Source organism: Streptomyces sp. NPDC029164, assembly GCF_055563995.1.
The window spans coordinates 1-26,533 of record NZ_JBVHWW010000026.1 but is presented as its reverse complement, the minus strand read 5'-3'; the positions used below and the strand labels follow the sequence as shown (position 1 = coordinate 26,533).

General features: G+C 67.8%; 33 protein-coding genes, 1 tRNA gene and 2 pseudogenes. 24 read left to right on the top strand and 12 right to left on the bottom strand.

Features of this window, described 5'->3' with window-relative positions; translation table 11 throughout:
* The first annotated feature begins 512 nt into the window (after positions 1-512).
* The 4 genes from ACZ4VT_RS24315 (at position 513) to ACZ4VT_RS24300 (ending at position 5,799) form a co-directional block, all read left to right on the top strand.
* Complete coding sequence (locus ACZ4VT_RS24315) at positions 513-1,463, top strand: hypothetical protein (RefSeq protein WP_467952630.1); 951 nt, start codon at positions 513-515, stop codon at positions 1,461-1,463.
* Positions 1,464-2,399: 936 nt separating this feature from the next.
* Entirely contained in the window at positions 2,400-2,846 is a 447-nt protein-coding gene (locus ACZ4VT_RS24310) for a hypothetical protein (RefSeq protein WP_467952628.1), read from the top strand.
* Positions 2,847-3,782: 936 nt separating this feature from the next.
* Positions 3,783-3,956 carry a hypothetical protein gene (locus tag ACZ4VT_RS24305; RefSeq protein ID WP_467952627.1) on the top strand — a complete coding sequence of 58 codons (174 nt, stop codon included), beginning with the start codon at positions 3,783-3,785 and terminating at the stop codon, positions 3,954-3,956.
* 892 nt (positions 3,957-4,848) lie between these two features.
* A complete protein-coding gene (locus tag ACZ4VT_RS24300) occupies positions 4,849-5,799 on the top strand; it encodes a hypothetical protein (protein WP_467952625.1) in 951 nt (316 codons plus the stop codon).
* 98 nt (positions 5,800-5,897) lie between these two features.
* On the opposite strand, the gene ACZ4VT_RS24295 is transcribed toward ACZ4VT_RS24300, so the two are convergent.
* Positions 5,898-5,974, bottom strand: a tRNA-Met gene (locus ACZ4VT_RS24295).
* 412 nt (positions 5,975-6,386) lie between these two features.
* Positions 6,387-7,604 (bottom strand): hypothetical protein, encoded by a 1,218-nt coding sequence (locus tag ACZ4VT_RS24290; RefSeq protein WP_467952623.1) that lies wholly within the window; start codon positions 7,602-7,604, stop codon positions 6,387-6,389.
* A 304-nt stretch (positions 7,605-7,908) separates the two neighbouring features.
* Here ACZ4VT_RS24290 and ACZ4VT_RS24285 point away from each other — a divergent pair, with 304 nt between their 5' ends.
* Positions 7,909-8,907, top strand: coding sequence for an ATP-dependent DNA ligase (locus ACZ4VT_RS24285; RefSeq protein ID WP_467952621.1), 999 nt, complete (start codon positions 7,909-7,911; stop codon positions 8,905-8,907).
* A 109-nt stretch (positions 8,908-9,016) separates the two neighbouring features.
* Positions 9,017-9,196, top strand: coding sequence for a hypothetical protein (locus ACZ4VT_RS24280; RefSeq protein WP_467952619.1), 180 nt, complete (start codon positions 9,017-9,019; stop codon positions 9,194-9,196).
* A gap of 340 nt (positions 9,197-9,536) precedes the next feature.
* On the opposite strand, the gene ACZ4VT_RS24275 is transcribed toward ACZ4VT_RS24280, so the two are convergent.
* Positions 9,537-10,274 (bottom strand): hypothetical protein, encoded by a 738-nt coding sequence (locus ACZ4VT_RS24275; RefSeq protein WP_467952617.1) that lies wholly within the window; start codon positions 10,272-10,274, stop codon positions 9,537-9,539.
* A 27-nt stretch (positions 10,275-10,301) separates the two neighbouring features.
* Here ACZ4VT_RS24275 and ACZ4VT_RS24270 point away from each other — a divergent pair, with 27 nt between their 5' ends.
* From ACZ4VT_RS24270 to ACZ4VT_RS24255, 4 genes are all read left to right on the top strand, one after another.
* On the top strand, positions 10,302-10,592 hold the full coding sequence (locus ACZ4VT_RS24270) for a hypothetical protein (RefSeq protein ID WP_467952615.1): 291 nt from the start codon (positions 10,302-10,304) through the stop codon (positions 10,590-10,592).
* A gap of 255 nt (positions 10,593-10,847) precedes the next feature.
* Positions 10,848-11,915: an ABC-three component system protein gene (locus tag ACZ4VT_RS24265; protein WP_467952614.1), complete on the top strand. Its 1,068-nt coding sequence runs from the start codon at positions 10,848-10,850 to the stop codon at positions 11,913-11,915.
* Entirely contained in the window at positions 11,912-12,388 is a 477-nt protein-coding gene (locus tag ACZ4VT_RS24260) for an ABC-three component system middle component 2 (protein WP_467952612.1), read from the top strand. The genes ACZ4VT_RS24265 and ACZ4VT_RS24260 overlap by 4 nt, the downstream gene beginning before the upstream one ends.
* Positions 12,385-14,214: a sbcc family protein gene (locus tag ACZ4VT_RS24255; RefSeq protein WP_467952610.1), complete on the top strand. Its 1,830-nt coding sequence runs from the start codon at positions 12,385-12,387 to the stop codon at positions 14,212-14,214. The genes ACZ4VT_RS24260 and ACZ4VT_RS24255 overlap by 4 nt, the downstream gene beginning before the upstream one ends.
* A 79-nt stretch (positions 14,215-14,293) precedes the next feature.
* Here the strand turns inward: ACZ4VT_RS24255 and ACZ4VT_RS24250 are convergent.
* From ACZ4VT_RS24250 to ACZ4VT_RS24235, 4 genes and pseudogenes are all read right to left on the bottom strand, one after another.
* Positions 14,294-14,599: pseudogene (locus tag ACZ4VT_RS24250) on the bottom strand (helicase associated domain-containing protein); the annotation flags it as partial.
* Positions 14,600-14,824: 225 nt separating this feature from the next.
* Positions 14,825-15,406 (bottom strand): suppressor of fused domain protein, encoded by a 582-nt coding sequence (locus ACZ4VT_RS24245; protein WP_467952608.1) that lies wholly within the window; start codon positions 15,404-15,406, stop codon positions 14,825-14,827.
* A gap of 80 nt (positions 15,407-15,486) precedes the next feature.
* Positions 15,487-15,942: pseudogene (locus ACZ4VT_RS24240) on the bottom strand (ATP-binding protein); the annotation flags it as partial.
* The gene (locus ACZ4VT_RS24235; RefSeq protein ID WP_467952606.1) at positions 15,936-16,190 is read right to left on the bottom strand and encodes a hypothetical protein; all 255 of its coding nucleotides are present in this window, start codon (positions 16,188-16,190) and stop codon (positions 15,936-15,938) included. The pseudogene ACZ4VT_RS24240 and the gene ACZ4VT_RS24235, both read right to left, overlap by 7 nt.
* A gap of 221 nt (positions 16,191-16,411) precedes the next feature.
* Here ACZ4VT_RS24235 and ACZ4VT_RS24230 point away from each other — a divergent pair, with 221 nt between their 5' ends.
* Both ACZ4VT_RS24230 and ACZ4VT_RS24225 read left to right on the top strand, forming a co-directional pair.
* Complete coding sequence (locus ACZ4VT_RS24230) at positions 16,412-16,936, top strand: DUF1877 domain-containing protein (protein ID WP_467952605.1); 525 nt, start codon at positions 16,412-16,414, stop codon at positions 16,934-16,936.
* Between the two features lie 84 nt (positions 16,937-17,020).
* Complete coding sequence (locus ACZ4VT_RS24225; protein ID WP_467952603.1) at positions 17,021-17,386, top strand: hypothetical protein; 366 nt, start codon at positions 17,021-17,023, stop codon at positions 17,384-17,386.
* A gap of 105 nt (positions 17,387-17,491) precedes the next feature.
* On the opposite strand, the gene ACZ4VT_RS24220 is transcribed toward ACZ4VT_RS24225, so the two are convergent.
* The 3 genes from ACZ4VT_RS24220 to ACZ4VT_RS24210 are packed head-to-tail and all read right to left on the bottom strand — an operon-like array spanning position 17,492 to position 18,128.
* Positions 17,492-17,581 carry a hypothetical protein gene (locus ACZ4VT_RS24220; RefSeq protein ID WP_467952781.1) on the bottom strand — a complete coding sequence of 30 codons (90 nt, stop codon included), beginning with the start codon at positions 17,579-17,581 and terminating at the stop codon, positions 17,492-17,494.
* The gene (locus tag ACZ4VT_RS24215; protein ID WP_467952601.1) at positions 17,560-18,000 is read right to left on the bottom strand and encodes an ATP-binding protein; all 441 of its coding nucleotides are present in this window, start codon (positions 17,998-18,000) and stop codon (positions 17,560-17,562) included. The genes ACZ4VT_RS24220 and ACZ4VT_RS24215 overlap by 22 nt, the downstream gene beginning before the upstream one ends.
* Positions 17,997-18,128, bottom strand: a complete 132-nt coding sequence (locus ACZ4VT_RS24210; protein ID WP_467952599.1) for a hypothetical protein — start codon at positions 18,126-18,128, stop codon at positions 17,997-17,999. The genes ACZ4VT_RS24215 and ACZ4VT_RS24210 overlap by 4 nt, the downstream gene beginning before the upstream one ends.
* Positions 18,129-18,273: 145 nt before the next feature.
* On the opposite strand from ACZ4VT_RS24210, the gene ACZ4VT_RS24205 reads away from it, so the two are divergent.
* The 5 genes from ACZ4VT_RS24205 to ACZ4VT_RS24185 all read left to right on the top strand — a co-directional run bounded on the left by ACZ4VT_RS24205 (position 18,274) and on the right by ACZ4VT_RS24185 (position 21,066).
* A complete protein-coding gene (locus ACZ4VT_RS24205) occupies positions 18,274-18,441 on the top strand; it encodes a hypothetical protein (protein ID WP_467952598.1) in 168 nt (55 codons plus the stop codon).
* Positions 18,435-18,656: a hypothetical protein gene (locus ACZ4VT_RS24200; protein ID WP_467952596.1), complete on the top strand. Its 222-nt coding sequence runs from the start codon at positions 18,435-18,437 to the stop codon at positions 18,654-18,656. The genes ACZ4VT_RS24205 and ACZ4VT_RS24200 overlap by 7 nt, the downstream gene beginning before the upstream one ends.
* 81 nt (positions 18,657-18,737) lie before the next feature.
* A complete protein-coding gene (locus ACZ4VT_RS24195) occupies positions 18,738-19,022 on the top strand; it encodes a chaplin (RefSeq protein WP_467952594.1) in 285 nt (94 codons plus the stop codon).
* Between the two features lie 1,020 nt (positions 19,023-20,042).
* Positions 20,043-20,267, top strand: coding sequence for a hypothetical protein (locus ACZ4VT_RS24190; protein ID WP_467952592.1), 225 nt, complete (start codon positions 20,043-20,045; stop codon positions 20,265-20,267).
* Between the two features lie 304 nt (positions 20,268-20,571).
* Complete coding sequence (locus tag ACZ4VT_RS24185) at positions 20,572-21,066, top strand: hypothetical protein (protein WP_467952590.1); 495 nt, start codon at positions 20,572-20,574, stop codon at positions 21,064-21,066.
* A gap of 351 nt (positions 21,067-21,417) precedes the next feature.
* Here the strand turns inward: ACZ4VT_RS24185 and ACZ4VT_RS24180 are convergent.
* Positions 21,418-22,217, bottom strand: a protein-coding gene (locus ACZ4VT_RS24180; protein ID WP_399254133.1) for an IS5 family transposase whose coding sequence is annotated in 2 segments (ribosomal slippage) — positions 21,418-21,879 and positions 21,882-22,217 — 798 coding nt in all. Because the reading frame shifts where the segments join, the coding sequence is not laid out codon by codon here.
* Between the two features lie 177 nt (positions 22,218-22,394).
* On the opposite strand from ACZ4VT_RS24180, the gene ACZ4VT_RS24175 reads away from it, so the two are divergent.
* A complete protein-coding gene (locus ACZ4VT_RS24175) occupies positions 22,395-22,691 on the top strand; it encodes a hypothetical protein (RefSeq protein WP_467952588.1) in 297 nt (98 codons plus the stop codon).
* Here the strand turns inward: ACZ4VT_RS24175 and ACZ4VT_RS24170 are convergent.
* Positions 22,671-23,138 (bottom strand): hypothetical protein, encoded by a 468-nt coding sequence (locus ACZ4VT_RS24170; protein ID WP_467952587.1) that lies wholly within the window; start codon positions 23,136-23,138, stop codon positions 22,671-22,673. The two genes, ACZ4VT_RS24175 and ACZ4VT_RS24170, sit on opposite strands and share 21 nt — an antisense overlap.
* Positions 23,139-23,689: 551 nt before the next feature.
* Here ACZ4VT_RS24170 and ACZ4VT_RS24165 point away from each other — a divergent pair.
* The 6 genes from ACZ4VT_RS24165 (at position 23,690) to ACZ4VT_RS24140 (ending at position 26,419) form a co-directional block, all read left to right on the top strand.
* Positions 23,690-23,869 (top strand): hypothetical protein, encoded by a 180-nt coding sequence (locus ACZ4VT_RS24165; RefSeq protein WP_467952585.1) that lies wholly within the window; start codon positions 23,690-23,692, stop codon positions 23,867-23,869.
* Positions 23,806-24,222: a hypothetical protein gene (locus tag ACZ4VT_RS24160; RefSeq protein ID WP_467952584.1), complete on the top strand. Its 417-nt coding sequence runs from the start codon at positions 23,806-23,808 to the stop codon at positions 24,220-24,222. The genes ACZ4VT_RS24165 and ACZ4VT_RS24160 overlap by 64 nt, the downstream gene beginning before the upstream one ends.
* A 121-nt stretch (positions 24,223-24,343) precedes the next feature.
* Complete coding sequence (locus ACZ4VT_RS24155; RefSeq protein WP_467952779.1) at positions 24,344-25,039, top strand: HNH endonuclease family protein; 696 nt, start codon at positions 24,344-24,346, stop codon at positions 25,037-25,039.
* Between the two features lie 181 nt (positions 25,040-25,220).
* Positions 25,221-25,817, top strand: a complete 597-nt coding sequence (locus ACZ4VT_RS24150; RefSeq protein ID WP_467952582.1) for a hypothetical protein — start codon at positions 25,221-25,223, stop codon at positions 25,815-25,817.
* 118 nt (positions 25,818-25,935) lie between these two features.
* Positions 25,936-26,172 carry a hypothetical protein gene (locus ACZ4VT_RS24145; RefSeq protein ID WP_467952580.1) on the top strand — a complete coding sequence of 79 codons (237 nt, stop codon included), beginning with the start codon at positions 25,936-25,938 and terminating at the stop codon, positions 26,170-26,172.
* On the top strand, positions 26,162-26,419 hold the full coding sequence (locus ACZ4VT_RS24140; RefSeq protein WP_467952579.1) for a hypothetical protein: 258 nt from the start codon (positions 26,162-26,164) through the stop codon (positions 26,417-26,419). Before ACZ4VT_RS24145 ends, ACZ4VT_RS24140 begins: the two co-directional genes overlap by 11 nt.
* Positions 26,420-26,533: the final 114 nt, after the last annotated feature.

Here is a 26,533-nt window from a genome sequence, read left to right as displayed (position 1 = left end):
GCCTGGCTGGCGGCAAGCATCTGTGCTGCCGCGCTTGCAGTAGGGGTACATGCCCTGAAGCGGAAACGGCGTGCCCGCCCTCCCCTGGCATCGTGACCGCGCTCCGGAACGAGTTGTAAATCCCGTTCGTCTGCGCCCGACACGCGTTCCGGTTATTCCTGCCGACCCTGGGAAGGGTGCCCCGTTACCTTTCCGAGAGCTGTTGAATCGGGCGGTACAGGTGCATCGTTCATCGTGGCTGAAACAGTTCCAGAAATGACTTGAAACGCAACCCGGCTGCACGTTCGCCGAGTTGCGGGGGCAGATCAAGCCGGGTCTCACCAGGTCAGGCGAGTGGGGCGATATGTTTTACGCCGCCGCGGCTTGAAATGGCCCGCCTTTCCACGCTCACCCGATAGATGGTTGAGTAGGGAACCTCAGTAGTTGCTCAAATCTGTTGATCATCCCGCGAAGATCGCTAGTGTTCATTCTGCTCCACCGAACACGACACTATGCAGATCAGGGAATATCACGTGAAGCTCAAGAATTCAGTTCATGCCGCGATGCTCACCACGGCACTGATAGCGGGAACCGCAGCCCCAGCCATCGCCGCCAGCGACGGTTCCGCAGCCAGTGCCGCGGACCGGGTCACGGCCACGGTGCAAAAGGCCACCGGTACCGCCGACGTTGCCCCTGACAGCACCAGAGGCAAGGTCATAGCGACGGACCGCGGGCTCGTCACCGTGACGACCCCGCCCAGCGCTGACGGGCGGGTGACCGTGGCGGCCTCTGACGGCTCGGCGGTGACGATGACCTTACCCGCGGCGGTCGACGCCGCAGGTACCACCTCTTCGGCCGGCACTACCGTCTACCCCAACGCGGCCGCGCACACCGACCTCGCCACCCAGGCCACCGTCGGCGGCGGCGCCCGCGCCCTGGTCACCCTCAAGAACGCAGACGCTCCGACCACTCAGCGCTTCGACCTCGGCCTGCCCGACGGCGCCACCCTGATCGCCGATGGGACCGGCGGCTACGACATCGTCACCTCCGCGGGCGGCGCAGGCGCCGTGGCCCGCGGGCACATCGATGCTCCCTGGGCAAAGGACGCGAACGGCAAGGCCGTCCCCACGAGCTACAGCCTGGACGGCAACACCCTCGTCCAGACTATCGAGACCGGCCCCGACACCGCTTTCCCCGTGGTGGCCGACCCCCATTACACCTGGGGCATCATCAGCGGCACCGTGTACTTCAACAAGAGTGAGACCAAGGTCCTCGCCCTCGGCGGAACCGTCGTGGGTTGGCTGCCGCACCCGGCTGCGGTCGTCGGGGGCCGTTCCCTCGCGGGCATCGCGGGGTACGCAGTTGCGACCGATCAGTGCATCAAGTTTAAGGTCAGCCCCGCGCTGGCCCCCCTTTCGCCGGCGGCAGCCGTGGCCGGAAGCGGCACTTACAAGGGCAGCGCCGGCGACGGATACTGCAGGTAAACAGACCGGCAGCCACGCGATCCCGAACAGGGACCACGGCTGACCCTGGCAGCCGAAGAGACACATTTCGGCTTCCGATTCAGAAAGGTCGCGGAATGAACACTCTAACCGCTCTGGCGTCGGCCGCTTTTGGCTCCACCGTATACCTTACGACTCTGTCCACGGTGAAATGGCTGAACCGGCTAAACCCGCGTGTTAAAGTCGCGGGCCTAGTTGTGACCGGCTTGGTTCTGTGTGCAATTATCGGGATTATCGCGTTCGCGAGCCAGAGCGTCGTGGTCGGATTCATCGTAGGCGCCGGCCTGACACCGCCCGTACACCGATGGATCCTGCAACGACGCCAGCACGTCGCCAGTTCTTGACCTTCGACGAAGTCGAAGGTCAGAGAACCCGATAGCGCCCCCTCGCGCCGTTCGATGCTGCGGGCGAGGGTGGTGCCAGCGACATCCCACAGGTACGGCGGTGGGCCGCACGGAGTCTTTTTTGCGGCCCACCGCCTCACCCCGGAATGCGCACCAGCGGCCGGACGGCGCTGGACGCCGTGCTCGGGAGTGGAGGCTTCGTCTGGGTCGCCTCCTGGCCGTTCTGGGCATGCCACGCCGCTTCTTCGGGCGGTGCTTCTGACCCCGGCCCGGCGACGCAGCCCACACTCGCCGGGAGAGGCGGCGTCGCCGTAACATCGCCGTCGATTCGTGCCGGGGAGTTGCACGGACCGGTCACGGCGTTGACGTGCCGTTTGACCGATCACGGGAGACGGATCGGTCACGGCCGGCCTGCCGACCGGTCACGGCTTCTGCTGGGCAAGCCCTCGACTCGGAGGGCTTGCCCAGCGTCCGGATCACGTGGTGGGACGGCTCCCGAAGTCGTGGTGTCACCGCCTGGGATGCGGAGGCCCGGAGCCGCCCTACGCCTCCTCGGCGGTCGTACGACGGAGTCATGAGACGACACCAGCAGAACAACGCCGGGCTCGTACCGAGCCTCCCGGGGGACATGTGGCACGCCCTCGCCTCCCTCCACGGAACCCACGTCGATCCCGTCGGCCACCTCGTACCCCTCGACCGCCCCGACGCCTTCCTCTCCCTCACCCGGCCCGGCGACATCGGCTTCACCGCGCGAGTGGAGCTGTCCGGCGGGGAGACGATGGACCACCTCCACAAACTGATCACCACAGTCACCCGCGGCATCACCTACGAACTGGGCGCTGCCGCGCCCGGGACCGCGCTGGAGATCATGTTCGGCAAGCGCCACCAGCTCGCCCTCCACACCGGCCACGTCGACGGCCTCACCCGGCTCCTGCGCGATGCCGTCGACACCGTCGCGCTTGTGTCGTCCCATGCTCTGCCTCGCAGACGTGATCCGTGCACGGGCCGATCGGTCCGCTGAACCCACAACCGCTGCCCGGGGGCTCAGGCACGCCGCAAGCCCGGCCTCCACCCGTTCAGCGCACCTGGGCAAGCCTCCCCGGCCGGGAGGGCCGCCGGGTGCGCCCCGGCCCGCAGGAGGGTTGCACCGGAAGGGGGCTGGAGGGTTGTCTGCAGGGGTGCACTAGGCGGGGGGCCGCAGGTGTGACCGGAGGTGGGACCCCCCGAATTTGGTGATCTTCCGTTTGCCCAGGTCAGCGGCCGTGGGCAAGCCCCTTTCGCAAAACGACACCTCTTACCTCGCGACAGCCGAGGGGAGAGGTCTATCCGTATCCCGGGGGCCGGCGGCCGAGCGGAGGGGTACATGTACCGGTATGGCGCGTGAACGGATCCGGTGGCCCCTCGTAGTGGAACGGGCGCGGCAGATCGTGGACGGGTACGCGCCGCTCAAGGTCACGCTGCGACAGGTGATGTACCGGCTCGCGGCCGAGGGCGTGCTGCCGCACACGCCGCCCATGTACCGCCGGCTGTCCGCTCAGCTGGCCCAGGCCCGGCGAAAGGGCCGCTTCCCCGACCTGATCGACACCGTCCGCGAAGTCCACGTCCCACCGGCCTGGCCGGACGCCGACGCGTTCGTCACCGAGATGCTTCCGCCTGGACCGCTCCGCAGGCCAGAAGTAGGCCCTGTATGTCGCCGCCGAGAAGGACACCCTCCGCCAGCAGCTGACCGGATGGCTCGCGTTCGCGGGCATCCCCGTGCTCGTGGTCCGCGGCTTCAGCTCCCAGTCCTACGCCGACGTCGTCCGCGACCGCGTCGCCCACGAGCAACGCGAAGCCCATCTTGCGGTGGTCGGCGACTTCGACTGCTCCGTACGGGCTCCCGGCGACCGAGGGCAAGAGCGGCGACCCGAGGTGGCCGGCCTTCGCTCGCCGCTACGGCTTCGACCCTCGCCGCCCGGTGCAGTGGGAGGTGGAGGCGTTGGAGCCGGCCGAACTTCAGCGCCTGGTCCTCGCCGCCGTCGACCCGTACATCGACCGCACCGTGCTCGCGCAGCAGATCGCCCGCGAGGAAGAGCAGCGCCGTGCACTGGCCGACTTCCTCGGCGGCTGGAGCGCGGACGGCAGGAGGTAGTCCCGCCGTCTGCACGCGGGTGCCCTGCAACACAGGCGGGTCGAACGCAACCGTGTGTTGCGGTCTTGACCTGGCGCAACGCGTGCAACGCGCTGTTGCGCGAGCGCGTTGCACCACCGTGTTGCACCCCTTCCGGGACACCTGCTGCCCAGATGATGGGGCTCGAGAAATCTCCCCACCCCCGCGCTCGGGGGTGGGACAGACCTGCTCACCCAGGTTCCCCACCCCCTGGGCGCTGACCTGCGGTCGGGTGCCACAGCGGAGGGGCCGCCCGATAGCCGGCCAGGTCCAGGGGCGGGGCGAGCTGTCCAGGGTGGGCGCAGCCCAGCGCGCAGCGCCGCCGCAGGCGCCCTTGACCGCTCGGCACGGCCCGCACACTCCACGATCGGGCGGCCCCGACCCCCGTTGCCGGCAGCAACCGACTGGGGAACGAAGAGCAGCCTTGGGGAAAATTCGAGATCCGCATCACAGATACTGGAGCGCGGTCTGGTGACTGCTTGTGGCGTCCGTGTGCTGCTGTGTGTCGGCGGAAATGCCGGGTCGGCGAAACGGTTCTACAGTGCCGCCGCCGAGAGGAACCCGCTCATGAGCACCCCCATTCCACGCACCGCAGTCGCGACCTGGGCCCCATCCCAGTCCGGACCGTGCGTGCGCTGTCATCTTCTCTGCACTAGTCAAGGCGAGCCGACCTGAACGGCGTCGTAGCCAGTCGGCGCCAGTAGATGGGCGGCGGTTACCGTACGCGAGAGCCACGGCGGCCGGACATGAACAACCGCTCGGCCGCGTCACCCCGGCCCGTGTCCCGGGCGTGTCAGTGGCCTGCGGCATGATGCGGGAGACGTGACGGCAGATCCGATAGGGATTTCAGAGGCCGTCCCGAACGGGGGGCGTTGTGCACAAGCTGGTCTCGGATGAGGTAGGGGTCACGGAGGATCCGCAGCTGCACTACGAGAGGTGGCGGTGGGGCGGAAGACTGCCGAGTGAGTCGCTGCGCCGTGTCCGCGAGAGCAACGTCCTGGGGCTGCTCGACTTCGACAGTGACCTGGTCCACGACCTCGGCGCCGCGGATCCATACGTCCAGCGTGCCGTGGCGGTGCTCGCCGCTCAGCGGGCCTGCGAGGTGGCAGGCCTGACCGATGTGCCGTGGGTCGCTGGGGCGCTCGCCACGATGACGCAGGGGCATCCGCTACCGCCCCCTTTCGACGACGCGGCCCTGATGCGGGAGGCTCTGCGGGCCACCCCTCTCGAACCAGGCCCGGATGTTCTCGGGGCAGTACCGCCCCAGCGGCGGCCGTACTTTCCCCAGCCGCCGGCAGGGTTGATGTGGGTCAAGACCGCAGAAGAGAGCGACGGGGAGACGAGCTACGAGCTTGACCGGCTACCGGACAGCCAGGCACCGATGGTGTTCACCGAGCTCGTGTTCCCTGCCAGCACACCGCAGGTCCGTGGGCCCATCTCACAGCCGCATTTCGCTCTCCCCGCCGTACTCGCTGCTGCCGAACCCGACCCGCTCAAAGCAGCTCTGGATGCGGTGTGGCATGCGCTGAACACGTACGGAGAGCACTACCCGGAGTTGTTGGATGAGATCCGGTCGATCTGGGGCGGGCGGATATCCGTACTGGATGCAAAGACACGGCCTGCTGATCTGGGCCGACGAGTGCGGAGCGGACGAGGGAGCGTAGGGATGGTCAACTACCGGGTGAAGTGGGTACGCGCGCGCGACGGCAAGGCCATGGTGTCCGCGGTGAGCTACGACCAGCCCAGCGCCGAACACCGCAAGGCAGATCTCGAGGCGGAGGGCGCCACGGACATCAAGATCGTGAAGGTGCGGCCCGGCGAGTAGAACCGCCCGATTCGCATGCACCCGGCCGACTCCACGGCACACGCGGGCGTTGAATGCGAACAGCCCCCTCGACCTGGTGGTCGAGGGGGCTGTTGCGTTGGTAGCGGGGACAGGATTTGAACCTGCGACCTCTGGGTTATGAGCCCAGCGAGCTACCGAGCTGCTCCACCCCGCGTCGGTGAACACCACCCTACGGCACCGGCCCCACGCTTCCGACCGAGTATCCGGACGGTGAGGCGCTCCCGTTCAACCCGCAGCGTCCCGGGTCCGCCGCACTGTCCCTGACAGTGGTCAGCCCGTACTCCTCGGGAACGGACCGGGGAGTGTCTCGGACTTCCACGACCGCCCCTCCAGCGGACCAAGCTGAAGGGGCGGAGGGCCGCCCGTGAGACAGCCCGTACTGACCTGCGCACCCGCCCAGATCGGCCCGTGCGCGAGGTGTCGCCTTTTCTGCACGACTCAAGGTGAGCCGATCTGGACGGCATCAGTCATAAGCCGGCGCGCGGCAGCTGGCCCTGTTTACGAGGAGCAGAGCGGGAGGCACCCAGTGGCGGCCTTCGTCCGTCCCCGTTGTGTCAGGGGCCCGGTTATGAGGCCAACCGCGCTTCAGCGGCGGCGCGTACCTTGGGTGTCTCCATAGGGTCGTCGCGGAGTACGGCGAGGCGGTGCAGGGTCTGCGGGTGACGGGGTGCCGAGGCGATACCCAGCAGCCGTGCCCGTTCCTCACAGTCCCAGAGCGATTCGGTGTACGCGTCGTCCAATCCGGAAGGGTCGATCGCGGCGAGCGCCATCAGGTAGTCAGCGCGCTCGTACGAGTGCGGGGTGTGCCGCCAAAAGCGCCAGAGGACGGGCACAGCGTCGGTGGCCTCAGGACCGAAGAGCGCCAGTCTCCTAGCCGTCGTGTCGGGACCGCACCAGGCGCGCGCCTGCCACTGTTCAGCGATTTCGGTGAGGAGCCCCGGCAGCGCCTCAGGCCCGGGGTGGTCGGACAAGACGTCTGCCCCCAGCTGGGCCAGCCACTCCCGCCTGTCCACGGCCCACGCGCGCGCCGCCGGCACAGCGAGGGCAGCAAGGCGGTCGACCGCCCGCCTGAGCATCGGCAGGGACCGGCGGCCGTCCGGGGTTCCGAGCGAGGGCACGAGCGGGATCAGTCCCTCGGCCGGTTCCCGCCCGCCCAGCGCACGCAGCGCATCGGTCTTCATGTTGAACTCCGTGCCGTTGGCGGCCAGCAAGGCGAGCAACTGCTCATCGCTCAGCCCGCCAAGAGACGGCCGCGAAGGGAAGCGGCGGCCCGGTACCTCGATCCCAAAACGGCTCCACGGCTCGAAAGACCAGGGAAGATTCTCCTCCCTGGCGATGCGGGCGCGCGCGACGTCGCCCAGGTCCTCCCACCACTCGGCCGGCCATCCATCCGCGATCGATTCCAGTACGGAAACCCAGTCCTTGCCGTCCCGGACGTATGCCCGAAGCCCCTCACGGGCCTCCTTCGAACCGGCGAGGGCAAGCCGCTCCAGCACGTTGGCGGCCCGCGAGGACTCCTCGTCGTCCCCCCTCAACTGGTCAACGACCGGCGTCGGCGACAGCTTCAGATCGTGGATCAGCCGCGCCTGATAGAGGTAGCGCGTGTCGGTCTGGTAGTCCCACTTCCAGTCCCGGTGGATCCCGTCGTACACGAAAGGCGCGGCGGCCTCAGGTTCATAAACTGCGTGCTGCGCGCCTAGCCCCCGGCCGCGCTGCAGCAGCCCTTCCAGCGTGTCGTGACGTGCATAGGACAGGGTGCGGGACGTCTCATCGTGATAGCTCATCACGCCATACCTTGCCCGGCCGCAGGCGTAGTCGCCATGCGATATCGGCCCGGCCCCTGGTGCAGTTAACACGTCGAACATGCTGTCGATATGGAGTCGGTGGGAACCCGCTCTGCCAGGAGTGCCGCGCCCGGCTCCTGGAGTCACAGCAGAAGCCGGCCCACCCCGCAGCCTGACGTCGCGGGGCCTTCTGGCCGCATCCGGCGCGCCGGACCGCGCCCGGCCGGTGACGCTGGGGGACCAGGCCCGGAGCGGCGGTGAAGGAGGCCAACCCCGAGTTGTCCTGACCCCTCCCTTCGAGCCGATGCTCGCCCAGGCCGCCGAGTCCGTCCCCGGACCCGGTGTCCTGGCGGGCGGCCTGGCCCTGGAGCAGAAGTTCGACGGCCACCGCACCATCCTCTTTACCCCCGTTGGCCCCGGCGGCCGGGTGCTGCTCCAGACCCGTCGTGGCTCCCTGGTCCAGGACCGCTTCCCCGACCTGGTCGCCGCCGCCGAGCAGCTGCCCGACGGCCTCGTCCTCGATGGCGAACTCGTCGTCTGGGACACCGCAGCCGGACGCCTGTCCTTCGAAGCGCTCCAGCGCCGGGCCGCCGCCCGCGGCCGCACCGCCGCCGCACTGGCCGCGAAGACCCCGGCCTTCTTCATCGCCTTCGACGTCCTCCAACAAGACGGCACCGAACTCCTCACCCGGCCCTACCGTGAGCGCCGGCGCATCCTCGAGGACCTCTTCGACACCCACCAGCTGAGCCCGCCATGGACGCTGTGCCCGATGACCACCGACCTCGCCAAGGCCAGGGAGTGGCTGGAGACCTGGACCGACGTCTCCGGAGTGGAGGGGATCTTGGTGAAGGGAATGAACCAGCGCTACCTCCCCGGATCGAGAGACTGGTACAAGATCAGACGCCGCGACACCGCCGAGGCCATCGTCGGCGCGATCACCGGCACCCGTGCCCGGCCCCAGCTCCTCATCCTTGGCCGCTACGACCACCACGGCCGCCTCCGCGCCGTCGGCCGGACGGTACCGCTGCGCCCGGACGCGGCCCAGCAGGTCGCCGAGCATCTCACCGCTGCCGGCTTGGAGCATCCGTGGACTGGGGTGAAGTTCTCCTCGGCGTGGGGGAGTCGCGATGCCCTCGACGCGGTCCTTGTTCGGCCTGACTTCGTTGCGGAGATCAGCGCCGACGTCGCGATCGACCGCGGGGGCGTGTACCGGCACCCGGTGCGGTACGTACGCCTGCGCCTGGACGCGAGCGTGGAGGACGTGCCGCGGTTCGGGCAGGGCTCGGCCGCGGCGGCCGGCTGAGCGTCGGCAGTGCGTTTGCGTGCTGGTGGCTCCTTGGAGTCTCGGCGTGCCTTGGTCGGTTCTTGGGCAGGATGGGGGTCCGAGAGATGTGGGGTGTCCGGTGGGGGTTTTGGCTGTACAGCTGGTGGCCGCGATCGTGTTGCTGGCGGCAGGGGGTGCTGCGCTTCAGGAGTGGGGTGCTGCACACTTCCGGGCCGCCTTCATGTACATGAGTGTCGCCGGTGTGCTGGGCGTTGGGCTGCTGGTCTTTGCCAGCGAAGCCAGGGACGTGTTGACAGCACTGGTGTAGACCTGCCGGTATCGGCGGGTGCCCTGAACTGCCAGGGCGAGGCTGGGCAGCCCATGATCAAGAACTTCTAGGCCGTCACCTGTCAGGGGTGGCGGCCCTTTTGCATGCCGCGCACCTCGACAAAGGCGCGCCGCCCCGCGGGCGCTGATCATCCGGAACTCGTCCGATCGGGCGGATTGCACGGCCTGCATAGCTTCCGTGTACTTCTCGCCTGTGCCTGCCTGACGTAAGCGGGCCATCTGCGCGGCGGTGGACTGGGAGTCTCGGGTTCCGTGCCGTGCACTGGTGTTTCAGGTTGGTTCAAGTATCGGCCGCCGCCTGTCAGCGGGCCGGGTCAGCGTCACCGCCATACCTCCATCACATCTGCCTGGTTGGTCTTGCTACTTCCTTCCGGGGCATAGCTGATCTTCCACAGGTCTGTTTCGGCGTTGATCTGCCCGACGGCGTAGCCGTCGGGCCTCTCGGCTTCCGGGTTCTCTGCAGTCCTGCAGATGTAGTTCTTTCGCTCTCCGCCGATGATGTCGGCGGCTCCCCCGTTGTAGAGGCAGCGGAAGCTCTGGGATTCCCCGGACGGATACTTGAGAGAGATCGCCCATGGATGTCCTTCGCTGGGGGGCACGTCGGTTGGACGGGGCTGGCGGCCGATTGTGGGATCGTCAACTATCCACACTTCTTTCGCCCATGGCGAAGCTAGACAGGCTGCTCTACGGGGGAGCCCTGATGCAGGGTAGACGAATGGCCAGCATGGATCCCTTACTGCCTCGTTGGAGAAGCACCGCAGTGCGTCAGGATCACTGCTCACGCGACTGTTCTGGCACTTGGCCGCTCCATGACCGTCTTCTTGGTACGGCGGAAGGAGCGTTCCGTCATTCCGGAAGGGGCGGAGGAGGTGAACCTCTGTGCGATCCGGCTTCTTGGGTGGGTTCGCCGTTAGCTGGAGAACCGCCACGACAAGCCCGGCGATAGTGGCAATGCCCGCGCCGATCTCAAGCCATCGGACCCATGTCTTCGGGCGGCGCTGTGGGTTACTCGCTCCCGCGTCTGAATTCGAGGGCACTTCACTCGTTTCATCCTGCATGAGCTAATCATTGCGAAGCATTCCGGAATGGTCTGGCAGGCTTACCTGAAGCCCGACAGGAAGGTCACCGAGCGCCTCACCGCGGCTGGCCCGGAGCATCCGTGGAACGGGGTGAAGTTCTCCTCGGCCTGGGGGAGCCGCGATGTCCTCGACGCGGTCCTTGTCCGGCCCGACCTCGTCGCGGAGATCAGCGCCGACACTGCCGTCGATCGAGGGGGCATCTACCGGCACCCGGTGCGGTACGTGCGGCTGCGCTTGGACGAGACCGTGGAAGACGTGCCCCGCTTCGGCGAAGGCACAGTCGCAGCCGCCGGCTGACGGCACTTGGCGTACCTGGCCCGGAGGCTATCCGCCTGGCACGTTCCAGATTCGGACTCCGGAGCATGCACCCGCCCGGAGGTAGTGGGAGGTGGTGATCCTAGGTCGCGGGCTTCCCGTGAGCTATCCGGGATGATATGACTACGGTGCGTGACCGTGTGTGGCGGCTCAGCGCCGGGGGTGGGTGTGGCTGAGGGGCTTGAGCCGAGCAGGGACGGGGAGAGGCCGGTCCTTGAAGGCTTTCCGGAGCGAAGGATGCCGGCTGCAGTGGTGGGGACCCCGTCCGCGGGGGCGCCCGAGCTGACGCCGCAACAGCGGCTGTTCTTCTACCACGACGTGGAATGGGAAGAGTTCACGGTCGAGTGGGTGCATGCCCTCGGCCGCTGGGCGGGTCGGCCCTATCTTCGTGTGAAGAGGATGGGCGGAGCGGGCGACAGGGGAGCGGATGTCGCGGCGTGCCTGACGCCGCAGGGTACGGCGGGTGAGTGGCACTGCTACCAGTGCAAGCACTACCGCAACCCGGTAACCGGAGCGGATGCATGGCCCGAGATGGTCAAAATCTTCACGGCGAAGGTACTGGACGAGTACGAGCTGCCCACGCGATATGTGTTCGTCGCACCCAAGATCGGCCAGAGCCTGGAGCGGCTCCTTCTCAACCCGCCGAAGCTGAAGGAAGAGTTCTTCAAGGCCTGGGAGAAGAAAGACTCGAAGCTTGGGAAGGATCTCGAGCCGAATGTACGCGAGGCGGTCGAAAAGCTGGCGCGAGCGACGGACTTCTGCATGTTTGAGGCCCCTGAGCTGGGCCAGATCCTGGAGTTGCACGCCACCACCCCGTACCACGTGTGGCGCTTCCCGAAGCCGCTGAAACAACGGCCAGTAGCCGAACCGGCGCCTCCAGAACAGGAGCCGCACGAGGCCGTCTATGTGCGAAAGCTTCTGGACGCCTACAACGAGAAGCACGGCCTCAACCTGGAAACGCTGCAGCAGGCCCGCGACCACGAGCAGGTCAATAATCACCTGGCCCGGCAACGGCAGGCCTTCTTCAGCGCCGAGGCCCTGCGGGTCTTCGCCCGAGACAGCGTGCCGGACCTGACCTACCAGGAGATCGAGACGGACCTGCACGACGTCGTGATCGAGACTGCGGAACGAGACTTCGCCCGTGGCCACGACCGTATGGACGCCGTCCTGGACAAGGCAGCAGCCCACCAGCCCAACCCGCACAACATCCTCTCCGCCGCCATCAAGGCCCGAGACCGGATGGGCCTGTGCCACCATTTCGCCAACGACGACCGGTTGACCTGGTGCAAAGAGGAACCCCAGTGAATCCTCTGAACAGCCCCCTGGAAGTCGGCATCCGCGCCCTGGCGCTCCTGACGGAGACCTTCCCCCGCCGCCTGGACGTCGCCCAGCTCGTCTACCTCGACCACGCGATGCTCCACAGCGGTGACCTCGACCAGGGGCCCGCCAGTCTCCACCCCGACCTCCCCGTCGGGCCCGGCGAGCTCGGCATGCGCCGCAACCTGATCGAGCAGGGACTCGTCGTGCTCATGCGCGCCGGCCTGGCCGACATGGCCGCCACCGAAGAAGGCTTTCTATATGGCGCGACCGAGGAGGCCGCCAGCTTCTTGGACATCCTTGAAGCCCCGTACATCGGGCAGCTCAGGTCACGGGCCGCCTGGCTGACCACCACGTATGTGCACGAAGAAACGGACGTCCGTGACGGCATGAAGCAGATCACGCAGCGCTGGACCGACCGCTTCAATGTTGCCGACCACGGGGAGGGCGACGACCAGTGAGCAACTTGACCCTGCTGCACCTCACCTTCGTTGGCCCTGACAAGGGGCCGGCGACGGTCGCCTTCGGACCCAAGCTGACCGTCATCTACGGGGCCTCGGAGACAGGCAAGTCCTTCATCCTCGACTCCATCGACTACATGCTCGGCGCCGGGGAGCTCAGGGAGATCGTCGAAGCCGACGGGTACACCCGAATCCTCCTCGGCATCCGCCTCCCCAGCGGCGAGGTCATTACCCTCTCGCGCGCCCCCAGAGCGAAGAAGATCGACGTCTACAACGAAGATCTCCGCCTGTTCACTACTGCGGCGCCTGATCGCACCCTTCCAGTGGCCCACAGCGGCAAGTCCGAGAACAACCTCTCCCACTACCTACTGAAGATCATTTGCGCTGACGGCCGCAACGTCCGAACCAACGCGGCCGGCAAGCTGCGCAGCCTCAGCTTCCGCGACCTGGCTCACCTCTGCCTCATCGACGAGGGGAGGATGGCCGACGAACGCTCACCCGTTCTCGTCTCCGGGCAGTTCATGCACCGACCAGTTGAGAAGTCGATCTTCCGCTTCCTCCTCACTGGTGAAGACGAAACCGACGGCCCGACGGGGCCCAGCGACGTCGAAAAGAAGGTCGGAAAGGGCAAGCTCGACTTGCTCGACCAGCTCATTACCACCACCGAGACCAGCCTGACCATGGAGGCTACCGAGACCCAACTGCGGGACCAGTTGGCGAGACTTGAGACCACCTTGGCCAGGTCTTCCGCAGCAGCCGGAGACCTCGTAGCCCAGCGCTCCATCCTTGCGGAACATCACCGGTCCCTAGACGCTCAAGGCAGCGAAAACCGCCGCCGCGCTGAAGAACTGCAAACCCTCCTCGCCCGCTTCGGGCTACTCCGCCAGCAGTACGAGTCAGACCTGGCCCGCCTGCAAATGGTGGCAGAGGCCGGTAACCTGCTCGGCTACTTCCGCACCGGGCCCTGCGTCTTCTGTGGCGCCACGCCTGAACACCAGCAACCCGGCCATCACATCGACGAGACCACCCAACTTCAGGCAGCGGTCACCGCAGAGACCCGCAAGACCAACGAACTCCACGCCGATCTGCTCACCACCATCGAGGATCTCGAAGACCAACTGGCCGACCTTGACAATGAGCACAGCCACCTCAGCATCCAAGCCACCAACCGACACCGCGAGCTTGCCACCGTCGACGAGCGTCTCGCCCCACTCCACGCGGACACGAAGGAACTTCTCGCCGTCCGCTCACAGATCCACGCCGAGCTTGCCATCCACGCGCAGATCCAGCGATTGCAAGACGTCAAGGCCAACCTGACGAGCACCGCTCCCGCAACGCAGCCCGCCCGCTCACAGGGGATTCCGGCAGCCGCCCTCGTCGAGTTCGAGCGAAAGATCCAGCAGACCCTCCAAGCCTGGAAGGTGCCAGGCGACAGCCGCGTCTCCTACGACCAGAACACAGCCGAAATCACCGTCGACGGCCGCCCTCGACACGCTCGCGGCAAGGGCATGCGCTCGATCATCCACGCCGCCTTCACCACCGCCCTTGCCAGCTACGCCACGCAGCGGAACCTGACGCACCCTGGCTTCGTCGTTCTGGACTCCCCGGTCCTCACCTACCGCGAGCCCCACGAGGACGACACACGCCTGACCCACAACGTCGTAGAGCACTTCTACCGCGGGCTGCTGAACGACTTCCCCAACCAAGTCGTCGTCATCGAAAACGGAGACCCGCCGAACGACATCGACGCCTACGCCCAGGTCTACCCCTTCAGCACGAAAGGATCACGACGCTTCGGGTTCTTCCCAGCCCGGAACGAGAGCTGACAGCGCGAGGCCCCGGGACGCTCGTCCCGGGGCCTCCACTTCGCTGACCTCCCAGCTCAACGACGAGCGAGGTGGCGTGTCACGCCCAGTCCACGCCCAGCTTCGCGAGGGCGTCCTGCTGGTCGGCGGTGAGTTTGTGGCGGTTGGAGACCCACACGCCGAGCTTCACGGTCACCGGTTCCGCCTCGCCCTCGACCGCGATCTCTTCCCCGTGGGACCTCGGGACCGGCCGGTCGGCGCCTTCCCGCTCGACCCATTGGGCAAGGGCCTCCAAGCCCCGCTGGAACGCCTGCTGCGCCTTGCTCGGGCCCTTCGCCTCACGACCCTCCACCGGGGCCGGAGGCGGCGTCTGGGCGGGTTGTACGCCCAGCGCGGTCAGCCGTTTGTGAGCGGTCACGTATTTCCCCAGGCTTCGGGAGCTGAGCGTCACGTAATTCCCCACCCTGGCGGTCACGAGTCCCCATGGTGGCTTCGCTCACGAAAACGGACAGCGTTTGTCGATGAGTTTGGGCAGCAGTTAGTGATCACTGTGCCTCAACATGTTCACGAGTTTTGGCAGCGCTTGAGGGCACCGGGGTGGCGCTCGTGACCAGGCTGCGTTTTGGCAGGCTCAGGCGACGGATGGCCGCTGTGGATCGGTTGGAACGATCGCGTGGTCGTCGAAGAGCTGCTCAAGCACTTCGTGGCCGTGCTCCCGGCGGTAGGCCATTTCGGCTGCGGTGACCGGCAGAACCCAGAGGATGCGGGCATGGCCGTCCGGCAGCGGGCAGTGTTCCAGGTCGGGGCCGTGGAGGTAGGGGAGGCTGAGCAGAAGGTGGTCGCAGTGGGAGCCGGGCAGCCATGGCTCCCCGATGGGCAAGCTGTGCCCGAGATCGAGGTGGTGGTTTGAGTGGTAATAGGCAGTCATGGCGAGGAGGTCGGCGAACCGTTTGTCGCGTGCGGGTGCCGTGAGGACGAATTCGACGCCGTGACCGTTCCTCTCGGCCGTGGACCAGCAGCCGGCGGTGATGTATGCCCAGCTGTCGGAGCGCGGTCCTGGACCAACGGTGAGGATCTTCAGGCCCGGGACGGCTCTCCTTCGACCAAAACCAAGATCGTACTCGTCGACCGTGATCGCATGGTCGGCGAAGAAGCCGCGAACGTGGCTCTCGACGCTTGCTATCGCCTGGCGTCTGCGGTGGCTCTTGGACATGCTGGAGAGGATCTCACGGCGCGTCTCGGTGTCCTGGCCGTGAGGTCTGCCCCGCCGCAGGCGGGGCAGACCTGGAGGGTTCAGCCGGCCTTGGCCGACTCCTCGGCTCGGGCTCGGGTGGAGGCGAGCCGGTAGGAGTCGGTGCCGGTCTCGATGATGGTGCCGTTGAAGGTGAGGCGGTCGACGATGGCCGCGCAGAGGCGGGGGTCGGTGAACGTCTTGGTCCAGCCTCCGAACGACTCGTTGGAGGCGATGGCGACGCTGTTCTTCTCCTCCCGTTCGGTCAGGACCTGGAAGAGGAGTTCGGCGCCGCGGCGGTCGAGTTCCATGTAGCCGAGCTCGTCGATGCAGAGCAGATCGACGCGGCCGTAGCGGGCGATCGTCTTGGACAGCTGCTTCTCGTCCGCAGCCTCGACGAGCTCGTTGACCAGCTTCGTCGCCAGCACGTACTTGACCCGGTAGCCGGCCATCGCCGCCTCGGTGCCCAGCGCGATCAGCATGTGCGACTTGCCTGTCCCGGAGTCGCCGATCAGGATCGTGTGCCGCTGCTTGCGCGGCGCATCCAGATCCGCCTGGGCATCCCATCGATCGCCGGCTTGTAGGGATCCAACGCGGTCGGCCGCGGCGGCAGCTGCTTCCTCGGCTCGGGCCAGACCGAGTCGACGGCCTTGCGGACCGTCCGCCAGGACACGTTGTACCTGCGCTCGATCTCCCGGATCTTCATGCCACCGCGGTGGTCACGCCGGATCGCCGCGTACAGCTCGACCTTCGACATCTGCGGCATGACCAGGCCCTTTCACCAGGAGCATCCCGATGCTGCCCTGGCAAGAACCCTGGTGACTTCAAAACTCGTGAACATCACCCAACCGTGGATCTGGGCGCCTCCCAAACCCATGAACAACTGACTTCACAACCCGTGAATAAAGCCACCATGGGGACGGCGACCGTGGGCGCCTCCAAGCCTGCAGCCCGAAATCCGGTAGACGCGGCAGGGATACTGCCGTCATGGCCGTTACTCAGCAGCTTGCCCGCATCCCCGAGGGGTATCTCGCCGCCTGCCGTCAGTCCGCCGACGCGTCAGCGGACCGCGATCCCCACTGGGATCCACCGGCGTACGACGTGCTGGACCTGGACTGGGCACCGGCGCTGCTGAAACGCGTCGGCGAGGTGGCCGGACTCGAAGCGGTCCATCGCGATGCTCTGCGCCGGGCCACCGATGGCGACACTGCTCTTGACCTCGGCTTCCTCAACACGCCCCCACACGCTATAGCCCCTTTCGGGGCCGCCCCCACCGGCCTGGGCGTCTCTCAAGTGGCTCACGTCTCCAAGCTGCTTGGCCAGATCGACATGCCCGTCCTTCTCGCCGCCCTGCCGGCCGACGCGCGTGACGCCGATTCCTTGATCGGCCATATGGGCGGCCCCATCACCGGCGGTATGAGGACGTACCTGCTGGAGCACTTCAACGCCTTGCGCGACTTCTACCTCGACGCAGCCAAGCGCCACCTGCTCGTCGTGCTCTGGTGGGACTGACCCGTGACCCACCAGGCGTCCTCACCACGAGCACCTGGGGAATTTCATGACCGTCGGGCGGGGGAATTGCGTGACCGTCCACAGTTGAAAGGCATGTCGGGCCTTTATGGCCCCCATGGCATCCAGCGGTTCTCGTTCGACCTTGAACCGGCAGAGGCGCGGTGGATTCTTCGTCGCCGAAACAGTGACGTGCACATCACGATCCGCCGCTTCCCGGACATGTCGACCAGCTTCGACGCGCCGGACGGGAAGGGCACCCTCGTGTGGACGTCCACACGTCCTCGCACCTCCCTGGCGCATGCGGTCCTGATGGCTGCCGAGAAGGTGCGGCGAACCCACGGCGAGGACGGCTACCTCCAGAAGTGGCAGCTGCACGCCTTCCCTGCCAACGAACTGGAAACCCTTCGGCACCTGCACCTGGCAGCGGATGACTGCGCTCTCCAGCACTGAACCAACGGCGCCTCACGGCGCAAACAAAAGCTGAGCCAGAACCGCTTCTTATGCTCAGAGCCAGCCATCGGTGGGGGTCAGTCCTTCGTGCTGCCTGGCGGGTTGTCAGCTCTGAGCGGGGAAGAGGGATTCCTGGGTGGCCTGGTAGCGGTAGGACTCGGTGCCGGTCTGGATCAGGGTGCAGCGGAAGGTGATCCGGTCGGCGATGGCCGCGCAGAGGCGGGCGTCGCCGAAGGTCTTGTCCCAGGGGACTTCAGGTCCGCGACGACCTCGGGGGTGACGTTCGGGTTCTTCGAGAAGTCGAAGTCCTCCAGCCGCTTGGGCCGCGGGAAGCGGGCCAGCCGCAGCAGCCGCTGCTGGCGGCGGAGGTCGCGGTCGGTGAGCTCGGCCTGCAGCATGTCCAGCAGGAACTGCTTGTAGGTGGCCTGGTCGCGCCGGGCGCCGGCGGCCAGGTCGATGAACCGCTCACGGAAGGCCGGCAGGCGAAGCTCGCGGCATGCCTCGTCGATGAGCATGTCCTCCGGATCTCCGGGCAGCGACAGCCGGCGGCCGGGGACCTTGCCGCCGGTGTCCGGCTCGTCGTCCTGGTCGGTGACGGTGATGGTCGGGTTCATGCGCCGTGGCCTTTCTGGGTCTGGCTGTCGCGGCCGGCGGCCGGGCTCAGCAGCCGGTCGTACTTGCTCATGTCGGGCAACCCCTGGCGCGGGTCGGGCGGCAGGCGGCGCGCGTGCAGGGAGATCACCCGGGCCCCGCCGCCCGTGGCCGCCGGGCCGTCCCGCCCGCACCCGCTGACCCCGCCCGACCGAGGGAGCTTCTGCTGATGACGTCCGGATACCCGCCGCTGCCCGAGCCGTTCGCCGAAGCGCTCGGGGAGGTGGCGCAGACCGATGGCCTACCGCCTGGTGATGACCATCTCCGACGCGGTCCGCCGCGCCACCCAAAAGCGCCTCACCGGCACCGAGGAGGAGCTCGGCGAGGACGCCGAGGCGATGGCGCCGGGCTGGTCGGCCGACCAGCTGCGCGGCCACCTCGGCGACGACATCTGGCCGTGCTGATGCAGGGCGCGGACTGGCCGCAGATGGCCCGCCAGCTTGTCGGCCTGCAGCAGGCCGGTGTCGACCTGGGGGTGTTCCTGCCGCAGATGGGCCGGATGACCGCCGGGGCCTGCCAGCCCTCCGGCTTACGCTGCTTGGCCAGCCACCGGCCGACGTCCATCCCGTGGACCGGGCGGACGCTTCTCGAGCTCACCGGTTCGGCCCATCGTCCGTGACGGGCGGGCGCCTTCGGCCGTTGTGGGGGACGTCGTCCGTGCCGTACCTCCCCGCGGCAGAGTGAGTTCAAGGAGATCTTGATGTTCCGTTTCGCCAAGGCCGTAGCCGTTACCGCCGCCACTGGTGCCGTCCTGGCAGGCGCGGCCGGCATGGCCGCCGCCGACGCCACGGCAGAGGGCGCTGCCATCGGCTCCCCGGGTGTCCTGTCCGGCAACGTCGTCCAGGTGCCCATCCACATCCCGGTCAACCTCTGCGGCAACACCGTCAACATCGTCGGCCTCCTCAACCCCGCCTTCGGCAACACCTGCATCAACAACGGCGGCTCGGACGGGCACCACAAGGCCGACCACCACGGCAAGCACTGACAGCACCAAGCCCTGGACCCGGCGCGCTCGTCGCGCCGGCACATCCAGCCGTCATCTGAACCAGCCGCAGCGCACAGCCCGGTGTAGAAACGGCCTCCCCTCATCCTCCAAGGGGAGGCCGTTCTCATGACGGGGCCAGCTCGTGCAGCCAGCCGACCAGCCGAGCCAGGCCACGGCGAGCGGGTTCCGCTCCTCCCGGTTCGCCTGCCGGACCTCGGTCGCGTGGGGCGGCCCGGTGCTACTGCCGCCAGAGCGCTCTGGGCACCGGGCCTCGCAAGGACGCGCTGGCCGCGCCCATGGGCGCGGTAAACGACCCGTGGGGTGCACCTCCTGCCGGACGGGTACCCGCCCCCGTGCCAGCTGCTGCGCCTGCTGCGCAGCCGGTGCGGGAAGACGTCGAACCGCGGGCGCCGCCAGCGAGCACGGACGTAGGCGACCGGCCCGCGCTCTGGAACAGCTGGCGATGTACCCGGCCGCGCATTCCCAGACGGTTTCGATGGTCAGGGACGTCCTGCCGGAGCGGGAAGCGGGCTTCCTGGTCGGCTCACGCCAGTGGCCCCTGTTGGCCGCCCGTATGCGGAAGATCGGAAGATCGGCGAGAGCGACGGCCCCGCGGCTGTCGGCGCGTACCTGAACCGCCTGACGGCTGACACCTCCTGAAGCAGGCCTCGCCATGGCAGGCCAGGTCGCTGCCGATCCGGGGTCGCGTGTCCGGGGCGGGTGCCGCACCCGAAGGTCCGGTGGGGCGCGGAGTGCCGGCGCCGAGGGGCGTCGTGCCCTTCCCGGGGTGGCGGCGGGCCTGCGTTGTTGAGGGTTGGGCGTCCCGTCAAGCCCCGAGAGCGAGTGACGTGACCCGCAGGCTCCGGCGGGGCTCAATTGAGGTACGAGGTCACGCCGAGCAGCGGTCGGCGGACGGTCCCGGTCCCGGCGCTGCGCCCTTCGGCTGCCGCGGACCCACCCGCTCGATCCGCGGGTTCCCACGGGTCATCCCTCCGCTTCTGGCCCTACCGAGGAGGAGCCATGCACAGCCTTCGTCACCACCCGTTCGTCCTGAAAGCCGCCTCTATGGTCCAGCCCCCGTCCCCCGAGCCGGGCGCAGGCCCGACGGGAGACCATGCCGGCGGCCTCTCCCGCCACGATGCCCGCCCCGGTGACGGGATGCGGGGGCGATCCGTGTGGCGCCGGATGACGGGCCTGCTCTGGAGGTTCCTCAACCGTCTGCTGGACGCCATCGACATTGGGTGAGGGGACCGCTCCAGTCACCGAAGCACGGTGTACGGCGAGCACAAGGCCGAAGAGCCCCCGAAACCGCCCCCGACGACGGAGACCCCGGTCGGTACGGAGTCCGAGTCGTCCCCTGAGACCGTTGAGACCGCGGTGGAAGCTCGACGACCACCCGCGTATGGGTCCGCGGTCGGGCTGCCCATCGGCTTCGGCTGCGAGGGCGTGCCGCTCTGCGGCATGGGGGTGGGGCTCTGCTCCGTGAAAATTTCACCGCATCGCAGTCCTTCGAGACTTCCCCCATCCCCCTTTTACTGGAGTACTTCTCATGGCTCGCACTTCTCGGAAGCAGCGTTTCTCGATGTTCGCCGTCTCGGCCGCGATTGTCGGGGGAGGCGTGCTGCTGCCCACCAGTGCATTCGCTGCGCCGGCCAAGCCGCAGGTCAGCGAGGCGGCCACGCTGGTTGCCGACCATGCGAAGAGCGGTCATGGGAGCAAGGGCAAGAAGGACAACCGGGGCCACGGCAAGGGCAAGAAGCACGGCAAGAAGAACCAGGGCAAGAAGCACGGCAAGATCAAGGACGTCAAGAACATGCCGGGCTGCAAGTTCTACAAGGGCACGGTGTACTGCGAGCACAAGCCCGAAAAGCCCGCCCCGAAGACGGAGACCCCGAAGACGGAGGCCCCGGGCACGGAGACGCCGGCCACGGAGACCCCGGCCACGGAGACGCCGGCCATGGAGGAGGCTCCGGCCACACAGTCCGAGTCGTCCTCTGAGACCGGTGAGGCCCCTGTGGAAGCAAGCGCGGCCGCGTCCGGCTGAGCCTGAGACCCGGCGACATAGCTCCTCGTGCCGGTATCGGTTCACATGGCGGAGCCGGAATGCAGCTGATCAGCCCCTGGGTCCGTCGGGCCGCAGGGGCTTTGGCCTGCCCCGCCGTGACGGCAGCCAGCTGTGATCCTCGGTTTCGGGACAGTGGCGTGAGGGACAGTGGGTCCTGGTGCCCTCGGTGGTGCATTCGGGTGAGGGTGTCTGCCAGGTGCGCTTCGATCGTCGGTGGGCGGGCGAGAGTGGTCTGTTGTGACTTCATCGACATCGCTGCGACCGTCCTGCCCCTCGCCGTCCAGCCGTACCTGACCCGCGCACCAGCGGGCGCCCGCCTTAGAGGTCATCTCATTTGGAGAGTCTGCGGTAGCAGATGAGGGTGCAGGCGATGCTGGTGAACGCGAGGAAGTGTTCGGCTTTGCGTTCGTAGCGGCGGTGGAGGCGGCGGCAGCCGGCGAGCCAGGCCATGGTGCGTTCGATGGTCCAGCGGTGGCGGCCCAGTCGCTGCGAGGACTCGATGCCACGGCGGGCTATGCGGTGCTTGATGCCTCGCTGACGTAACCATTTCCGCAGGTGGGCGTAGTCGTAGCCTTTGTCGGCGTGGAGCTTGCCGGGCTTGCGCCGTCGGCGTCCGCGGCGTGAGCGGATGGGCGGTATGCCGCGGACGAGGGGTTCGAGGGCCTGACTGTCGTGCAGGTTCGCGCCCGAGATTCCGACGGACAGGGGCAGACCGGTCCGCTCGGTGATCAAGTGGACCTTCGAGCCGTACTTGCCCCTGTCGACAGGATTCGGACCCGTCAGGTCCCCCTTTTCAGGGCCCGCATGTTCACCGAGTCGATCGCACAGCGGGACCAGTCCAGCTCGCCGCGAACGCCGAGTTCGTCGAGGACCAGGCGGTGGAGCTTGGCCCACACCCGGGCCTTGCTCCACTCGGAGAAGCGCCGGTGGGCTGTCGCCCCGGACGGCCCGAACGACGCCGTCGGCAACTGCTGCCACGTGCAGCCCGACGTGGCCACGAACACGATCGCGGCGAGCACTTCCCGATCACCATGCCGGCGCCGACCACCGCCCTGAGGCCGCGACGGCGCCTCTGGCACCACCCGCTGGAACAACACCCACAACTCATCCGGCACCAGCCGCTCAACAATCCCCACCACGACCGACAGCCTACCCAATCCGCCAAATGAGATGACGTCTAACAACGGTCCGCCGACTGGGTCCTCGGTCGCGACGAAGCGTCCGCCGCCCGGGCCGCATCGGGCCCCGCACCCTCACGGGCCACCGCCGCCGACATCACCCCTGAGGAGAGGTCCTATCTGGAGGGCTTGAAGCAGATTGCGGACCCCCTGTGCGACGAGGCCGTGACCGAGGCCTTCGAGCGGGGGCAGGGCGCCGCTGTCAACGAAGCGCTCAAGGGATGGAAGACCAACGGCCAGGCCATCCCCGGCGGTCTGCCCGCCAAGCTGCGCGACTTCCTGGAGACGACCTTCCAACTGCCCGCCTGGGCCGACCCGAAGGCGCTGGCCGTCGGCCACCGCCCCGAGCGTGTACGGGGCTCGCCAGCATTCACACCTCGGATTGGACAGCTTGCTCGGGACGTGTCATCGCGGGGGACGCGCTAGTTCGCGGATTGGATGCTTGTACCAGGTGATAGTTATTGTGGCATTATCTTCTGGCTCGTCTTCCGTGGCATTGGTTACCTTGTAGATCTTCGTTATCGACTTGCCTTCTGGGAGGGTGAGCCCGATGGGGTAGCCGCCGTCCAAATCTCGCGTGTCCTCGCTCGTTCCTTCATAGAACTTGACCTGACCGGTCACTTCGGCTGTGCGAGAGAAATTCTGTATGGTGTAGTGGATTTCTGCCCTAATTTCCCCGCCGCACTTCGCGTACCACCAGTTGCTTTGGGGAAGTTGGCCGCGTCCATTATGAGCGAACTCGTAACTCTTAGTGCAGATTTCATTGTCGCCGAATTCTTCGTAATCCGATATGTAAAACGAGACGCGCCCCGATACCTCCCACTTGTAGTTCGGGGCGGATTGGGCGGGAGCCCCAAAGGTGGTGAAGGCCATAATTATTGCGGCTGGGACCACAAGTGTGTGCCTACGCATACGGGATGTGTGACTCATACCTGCCGCCTTCTGCGGAACGGTTCTACAGGCAACCCCTGACTCCAGTGAACCTCTCCCAGATCAATCTGTCTCGTCGAATATAATTTTCCAATTCAACCTTTAGCGCATCTTCTGTGTCCGAAGGCTTCGCTCGAGCAGGCGGCGACGGGAAGGCTCGGAAAGGTTTTTAGTCCTCCTCGATCTGGCGCCATGCGCTGGGCACGACACCGGGCATGCGGTGGCCGATCTGGTGCTCGCCCTTGGCGCAGCCTGCGAACGGTCCGGCGGACGGGCGGAGTTCTCTCAGGCAGGGTCCAGGCCGCCAGGGCTGGCCGGGCCGTGGTCGGCCGGGGTCTGGACCCGCAGCAGCTTCGCGAGGCGGGGCACCTTGATGGTGGAGGTTACTTCGTCGCCTTCGACTTCTTGCAGCAGGACGGCCAGGAGCTCCTCGCGCGCTGCTGGAGAACCTGTTCTCTGAGCACGCCCTGACCGCGCCGTGGACGTTGTGCTCGATGACGACGGACCTGGCCAAGGCGCGGGAGTGGCTGGAGTCCTGGACGGACGTGTTCGGGGTGGAGGGGATCCTGGTCAAGCCCCTGAACGGCCGCTATCTGCCCGGATACCGGGGGTGGACCAAGGTCAGGAGGCGGGACACCACGGAGGCGATCGTCGCGCGATCACCGGCACTCTGACCCGCCCGCAGCTCCTCGTCCTGGGCCGCCACGACCAGGACGGCCGGCTGCGCGCCGTCGGCCGAACGGTACCGCTGCGCCCGGACGCCGCCCGCCAGGTCGCTGAGCACCTGACCGCGGCCGCACCCGAGCACCCATGGGAGGGCGTGCGCTTCTCCGCGACGTGGGGGAGCCGCGACGTCCTCGACACCACCCTCGTCCACCCAGCCCTGGTCGCCGAGGTCAGCGCGGATCGCGCCATCGACCACGGAGGCGTCTACCGCCACCCACTCCGTTTTCAGAGGCTGCGCCTGGACGTGGGGCTCGAAGACGTACCCAGGTTCGGCGAGGGGCCAGCGGCGGCCGCCGGCTGACCCGGCGGGGGCGGGTGCAGTGGCGTTTCCCCGGTGAACCGGCGTGCTCGGGCGGGTGAACCACGCCAGGGTGGCCTGTTGCTGACGGTGCGACGGCCGGTACAACCGGCACATGATGATCATGAAGCGGTCCGCTGTCGCGGCCGCCGCCCTCACTCTGACTCTGACTCTGACTCTGCCCACGGCCGCGCACGCGGCCGCACAACCCGCCGCTCCGGCTCCGGCCGCGGCCGGAGTGCCGCAGGTGCTGCCGATTGGTGTCGCGGTGTCTTCGCTGCCGCTGGCGGTGGAGGACCGGACCGGCTACCAGCGGACCTCCTTCCGTCACTGGAACGCCGGCGACATCCCGGCCGACGGTTGCAACACCCGCGCCGAGGTGCTCCTGGCCGAGGCGGTCGTGTACCCGGAGATCGGGCCGGGCTGCACCCTGACCGGCGGGACCTGGTGGTCGTACTACGACGAGCGGGAGGTGACGCCGGCCGGGGCACTGGACATCGACCACATGGTCCCGCTCGCCGAGGCCTGGGATTCGGGCGCCAGTTCGTGGACCGCACAAAGGCGTGAGACGTACGCGAACGACCAGGGCCAGCCGGCCTCCCTGGTCGCGGTGACGGCCCGCTCGAACCGGAGCAAGGCGGACCAGGACCCGGCGGAGTGGCTGCCGCCGGCGCCGGATGCGCTGTGCCGGTACGGCGCCGAGTGGACCGCGACGAAGCTCCGGTGGGGCCTCGCGGTCGACGAGGCGGAGCGGGACCGGCTGCTGGACATCGCAGCTGGCTGCGGTGACACGGACGTGGAGTTCACGCCCGCCCCGTAGGACAGCCCGGAGATGAGGCCCGCCGCCTCGACGGGTGGCGGCCCCTTTGTCGTGCTCCTCGGCTGCTCGTGACCGCAGCATGTCCGGGCGGGTTCAACGACGTCCGTTGTTGGGTCGATAGGGGTGTGGGCGGCGGCGTGGGCGGGGCAGGGTGGCGGGCGGGAATGCGTCGGAGGGTGGTGTGCTGGTGGAGTGGGACTGGTGGACAGTGGAGTTCGGGGACGCGCACGCGGGCGCGGTGGGTGTCCTCGTTGATGGTGGTGAGCCGGGTCCGGTGTACTTCGATGTCGGGAGCGGTTCGGACGTGCCGTCGACCACGCACTGGTCGGCCTACGACGGCCGGCACCGCCGCCCACGCGCCGAGGCCCTGCGGGCGGTGTGCGCGTGCGGATGGCGGGGCGCCGCGGAGTACCCCCTGGAATGGGATTCGATTGGCGACCAGCCCCTGTACGAGGCTGACGTTGATCTGTCCGGGCCGCTCGCGGACTGGAACGCCCACTTGTCCCTGGTGCGCGACAAGGCGGTACCGCTGCCCGAGCCGCTGGCCGCCCTCCTGGTCGAGGTCGCCGAGCAGCTGACGGCCACGGCCGCAGACGCGCCGCTGGCGGCGCTGCGCGCCGTCGGCGTGCTGGAGCGGATCGCGACCCGCGTCGGCCGGGAAGCCGCTGGCGCGTTGTGTGACGGCGGCGTGTCCGCCGAGGCGGTGGCCACCGGGCTCGGGACCACCCGCTCCACCGCCCTGGTTCTGCTCCTGACCGCCCAGGACCGGGACCGGTGACGACACGCAACGCAACGTCGCCTCTGTTGGCTTTTCGTTTCGCCGGAGCGGATCCCGGCCTGCGCGGGCGGGCGATACCGTGGTGACACCACGCCAGATGACAGTCCAGGAGTCCCGGATGAGCGAGAAGCCGGCCACCGCGCCCGTGCCCGAACGCCTGCCCCTCGACGAGCACGCTGCCGCGTCGGTGCTCGCGTACGCAGCCGAGCAGCGGGCGAAGGTCGATGTCCTCGCCTCGGTGCTGGAGGACATTGCCGCGAACGGCTACCCCGCTCCGGAGACCGGCGTCCTGTGGGAGACCGCCCGCGATGCTCACCTGGCCCGCCTCGCTGATGAGCAGCCCCGTGTCGCCTGACGCTTCCGGACGCCGCTCGCGTGTCGTCATGGTCGAGCCGGCCCTCACTCAGCTCACGAAACTGACCGCGAACGAGACGCACCGCTTGGACCGAGCGATCGTCGCCATCAGCGTCAACCCCGAACTTGGCAGCCAAGTACCGGGCACCCTGCTGCGCGACTACGCGGACGAGATCGACGGCGTACGGGTCATCTACTACGTGACTGCCCTGCGGACGATCACGATCGTGGCGTACGTCGAGGCCTGAACAGAGAACAGCGGGGGGGGGGGGGGGGGGGGGGGGGGGGGGGGGGGGGGGGGGTGGGTGGTGGGGGGGGGGGGGGGGGGGGGGGGGGGGGGGGGGGGAAGGGAGGAGGGACAC